We start from the raw sequence: 4175 nt of genomic DNA, 5'->3' as shown, positions 1-4175 counted from the left end.
CTTGCTGCCCACAGTGTCAGATTTGCCGTTGTTTGCCTCGGCGCGCGTTAAATTTCCCTCGCCGTCCGTTGCGTTCGTATCGCCTCGCGCTAAATTACCGCCGCCGCTCGTAGTATTTGCTTCGCCGCCCTTTGATTTGGGCGTTTCAAAGCCCCAGGGCTCACAACTCTGGTAGCGCTCGAAATAATATCTCTCTCGCTCGCCCAGGTTTTCCACCCCCTTTTCGCATACGCGCTTGATATACGCCTTGCTTGGGTATCTCAGTCTGCTTTCCGCAAAGCCGTTTCCGTCGTCCGCTCGTTTTATCAGCTTGGCGATGCAAGCGTCATCCTCTTCGCCCTGTTTATCAGAAAAGAATTCCTCCATATTACAATACATACCGCCGCTGCTTATAACTCCATAAATAATAAAAACCCCCGCAATTAGCATAATAAAAATTTTACTTTTACTAGTTTTCAAGTTCGCCCCCTTCGCGATAAAATTTTGATTTTTTCCGCAGATTTACGATCTGCGGGCGGATCGTAAATTCGCTTACATTGGACTTAGTGCGCAGAATTTGCAGCGTAAAATTTGCGATCTCCCCCGCATCCACGAAGCTAGCCTCATCATCTGCGGGCTCGAAGCTCAAATCCTCGTAAAACGGCGTTTTGGTGATGTCCGGGTTGATGCAGCTTACTCTGATCTGCTTGCGCGCCTCCTCGAAAAGGCAGAGCAGAAACGCCCGCAGCCCCGCCTTGCTCGCGCTATAAACCGCGCTAAAGCGGCTCGCCCGCAGCGCCTCGATCGAGCTAATGCCGATGATATGGGCGCGGTTGCGCTTTAAATTCGGCAAAAGCGCGCGCGCGATGATGATGTTTGCGGCGAGATTTACGTTTAAAATTTTTAAAATTTCGTCCTCGCTCATCGCTTCAAGCGGCGCAAATTTCGCCGTACCCGCGCATAAAATCAGCGCGTCAATACCTTGCACCGCAGCCAGCGCCCGGCACTCCTTCGCCAGCGCATCCGCATCCTCGAAGCGCGAGCTTAGCGTTAAAATTTCATAGCCGTTTTGTCGCAGAAGCTCCGCAATCGCGCTGCCGATACCGCCGCTTGCGCCCGTGATCAATGCTTTCATCTTTTCTCCTTTAAATTTTAATGCCGCTTCGGCGCGTTAAATTTGGCGCGTCACGTAAATTTCGCTGCGCTAAATTTTCTTTGTTCATTGCGCCCGCCACTAAATTTGCGCGGTTTAAACAATCCGCACCGCGACCTGCGCTGGGTAAAATTTTAAATTTAGCCCGCAGACGTTTTACTGTGCCGCCGCTTTGTAAAATTTCATCGCCGCTCGCTGTGCCCGCCCCGCACGATTTATAAAATTTAATTTTATAAAGCCGGGTGTGCCGCTAAATTTTAATCGCTCGCTCGCCGCTAGATTTCACGCCGTATTCTCGGCACCACATACGAACTGGCACAGACCTCGACATCTGCGACAAACAGCGCGTCTAGCACTGCCGTATCTTTGCAAAATACGCCGCCTTCATCGCCTCCTCAAATGCGTCGTTGCTTTCATACTCGTGCCCCAAGACCTCGCGCCACAGGCTCGCATCCTCCATGCAGAGGTAGAAAAACACCCGCTCGCGCCACGGCGAAAGCGTGTCCGCGGCAAATTTGAAAAGTTCGCGCTTGATCTGCAGCGGGTAGGACAGCTTGCCGTTCGCGTCCGCAAGGGGCATCTGTAGAATTTTGCTCCGCAGCCCGCGAGAACGCAGCTTCTTGACGACGGGCTTGATGAAAGTAAGCGTGCCGAGCGAAACCATCGCGACGCCGCCTGGATCGAAGCTGCGTAGCAGCCGCTCAAAAAGCGCGCCGTAATCACTCCGCCACCCCTCGTACCAAACCATCGGGTGGAGGTGAAAGCCCACCAAAATGCCGCGCGCCGCGAGCGCTTCGGCTGCCGCCAGCCGCGCATCCAGGCTCGCGCTTAGATGCTCCTCGTTCGCTATGATCGCGGGGGTATTTAGCGAGAAGGTGACGATGAGGTTGCGCGGGATCTCGCGCTGCAGGAAAAACCGGATATTATTCGACTTGCTTTTAAGCTCTAAAATCACGTTTTCATGTCGCGTCGCAAAATCGCATAATGCGCTTAAAATGCCGAAGCGATCGCCCCACATGAGCGAGTCGGAGCTCTGACCCGTGCCGATGTGGTAGCTGCGCGTGGGATCGAGCCGCAGGCGCGCTAAATTTGCCGCGAAATTCTCGTCAAAGCCGATTTTCCCGTGCTTGTAAAAGGAGCCGATCGCGCAATAGGAGCAGTCAAAGCCGCACGAATTGACCGCATCGAGCGTCAGCAGATTGCAGCAGCGCGTGTTTTCGCTCGCCACCGGACAGCGGCCTAAAGCTATGCGATCTGCGCGAAAGGAGGAAATTTCAAATTTTTTCGGCGCGTAATCGCTTTTGAAGCTTGCATACGAGTGCGGGCGCGACTTTAGCTCAAGCCAAGCCTCGCGCACGAAATTAAAAATTTTCTCGCCGCTTGGAACTTTCCCCGTTTTATTAAATTTGGCTTTATTAAAATTTAGCCCGCACTGCTCGCTTGCAAGCAGCTCATAAACGGGCGTCTCGTCCCACGCCTCAAAATCGCTCGCAAACTCCGCTAGCTGCTTTCGTTGCTGAAATGAAAAGTGAAATTTCTCAAATAGCGCGCCCAAAAACGCGCTTGATCGCTCGCTCAGATTCACGCCAAACTGCGTGCCTAGCTCCTTTTTCGCCTCCGTCATCTTGCTCCGCTTCGTTTAAATTTTGCAAATTATACTTAAATTTCGCGCACCGTCACTGAAAATCGTCGAAATTTCAGATCGCGCAGCAGAATAGTCGCTCGAAATAGAAAGCGTAAGCTAGCGTAATAGCGACGTTTAGGATTAAAATTCCGCCGAGTGCGAACTTTTGCGGGATTTTTTTGACGCCCGTTCGGTAGTAATACGGCAGGGCGCAGAAAAACGCGGGCAGCACGAGCAGAGCGATGCCTAGCGGTATGCCCGTGCCGCCGGTGCCTATCTCCGCACTGCGCACAAACTGCGCCATGGCGGGGAATTTAAGTGTAGCGAAAATGGCCGCTGCAAAGAGTAGTTGCACGCAGACGCAGTAAAATAGGTAGCGCGCGCCTATTAGAGCGTCTTTTAGCCATAGCCCGATGCAGGCAAATGCGAGCAAAAGGGCTAAAAAGACTAGCGAGGGCGGATCGGCAAACAGATCCGCCGCGGCATACGCGCAAGCCGCGATGCATGCACACGCCAAGAGAGCAAAATACAGATAGGAGCCTTTTATTTTCATCGTTTCTCCTGCGCCTCCGCAATACCTTCAAATTCCGCGTCGTATTTGGCGTATGAAGCCAAAATTTCATCTCTCGGCTCGGTTTTTTGCATACGCTCTCGCGGTTAAATTTTGCTCTTTATTGCGGCGCGGATTTGCGGCAGGCGCGCCTTTACGAGCTCATAGACGAAGCGTTTGCTAAGCCGCTCGCCGCACAAATGATCGCTTACGATCTTCATCATCGCCCACGGCACACCCGCGCGCTCGCAAGCGTTCACAAAAAACACGCTCTCCATATCATAAAGCGTAACGCCGCGATTTGCGCGCTCGCGGGTAGCGTCTTTTGCCGTGCACGGCGTATTTTGTGTTGCTCGTGCTGCAGTATTCGTCGCGTCGTTGCGTCCGCCCGTCGCGATTTGCACGGGCTTCGCACTCGCTAAATTTTGCGCCTCGACCTGCGTCGCGCTTTGTATTGCAGCCCGCGTCGCGTCGCGCGTGAAATTTTTTGTGTTTGCCGCGCCGTTCGTCCCTTGCGTTAGGGCTTGTGTATTTATCTCGCCGCATGCCTCGATTGCTGCGATATTTGCCTCGCCGGTCTGCTGCGCTGCGTTTAAAATTTTAGGGTCGTTTACGCAGATTAAATTTACCCGCAGCTTACCGTCCAAACTCGCGCCGCAAAATTCCCGCTCGCAAACGTTTTGAAATTTTAGAGCCCGCGCGCTGTATTCCCTACCCTGCGAGCGATAAAATTTTGATCCGTTCTCACCGCAAAATTCCTGCGCCGCCGTGCCGTCAAAGTAAAACTCCTCGCCGATTTGCACGCCTTTATCCGCGCAGCCGCAGACGCCTATGTTTAGCGCAAAGTCCACGCGCCGCGAAAGTAAAAT

At 53.1% G+C, this 4175-nt stretch carries 5 protein-coding genes; all 5 read right to left on the bottom strand.

Going from position 1 to position 4175, the window contains the following annotated elements:
• A partial coding sequence (locus Q0614_RS06865) for a hypothetical protein (protein ID WP_298787531.1) occupies positions 1-459 on the bottom strand: 459 nt, incomplete at its 3' end.
• Positions 449-1114: an SDR family oxidoreductase gene (locus Q0614_RS06860; protein WP_298787530.1), complete on the bottom strand. Its 666-nt coding sequence runs from the start codon at positions 1112-1114 to the stop codon at positions 449-451. The genes Q0614_RS06865 and Q0614_RS06860, both read right to left, overlap by 11 nt.
• Positions 1115-1481: 367 nt before the next feature.
• Positions 1482-2756, bottom strand: coding sequence for a spore photoproduct lyase family protein (locus Q0614_RS06855; protein WP_298787528.1), 1275 nt, complete (start codon positions 2754-2756; stop codon positions 1482-1484).
• Positions 2757-2829: 73 nt separating this feature from the next.
• Positions 2830-3309, bottom strand: coding sequence for a hypothetical protein (locus tag Q0614_RS06850; protein ID WP_298787526.1), 480 nt, complete (start codon positions 3307-3309; stop codon positions 2830-2832).
• Between the two features lie 104 nt (positions 3310-3413).
• Positions 3414-4175 (bottom strand): hypothetical protein (locus Q0614_RS06845; RefSeq protein ID WP_298787524.1); only part of this gene is annotated, 762 nt, incomplete at its 5' end.

This window comes from uncultured Campylobacter sp. (assembly GCF_937997595.1).
GTDB lineage: Bacteria > Campylobacterota > Campylobacteria > Campylobacterales > Campylobacteraceae > Campylobacter_B.
Note: the sequence above shows the minus strand (reverse complement) of the source record. Positions and strands in the feature narration are given on the sequence as shown.

Excerpts from the sequence above, each read along its gene's own strand:
- Q0614_RS06860 (WP_298787530.1), bottom strand. The coding sequence starts at position 1,114 with ATGAAAGCATTGATCACGGGCGCAAGCGGCGGTATCGGCAGCGCGATT.
- Q0614_RS06855 (WP_298787528.1), bottom strand. The coding sequence starts at position 2,756 with ATGACGGAGGCGAAAAAGGAGCTAGGCACGCAGTTTGGCGTGAATCTG.
- Q0614_RS06850 (WP_298787526.1), bottom strand. The coding sequence starts at position 3,309 with ATGAAAATAAAAGGCTCCTATCTGTATTTTGCTCTCTTGGCGTGTGCA.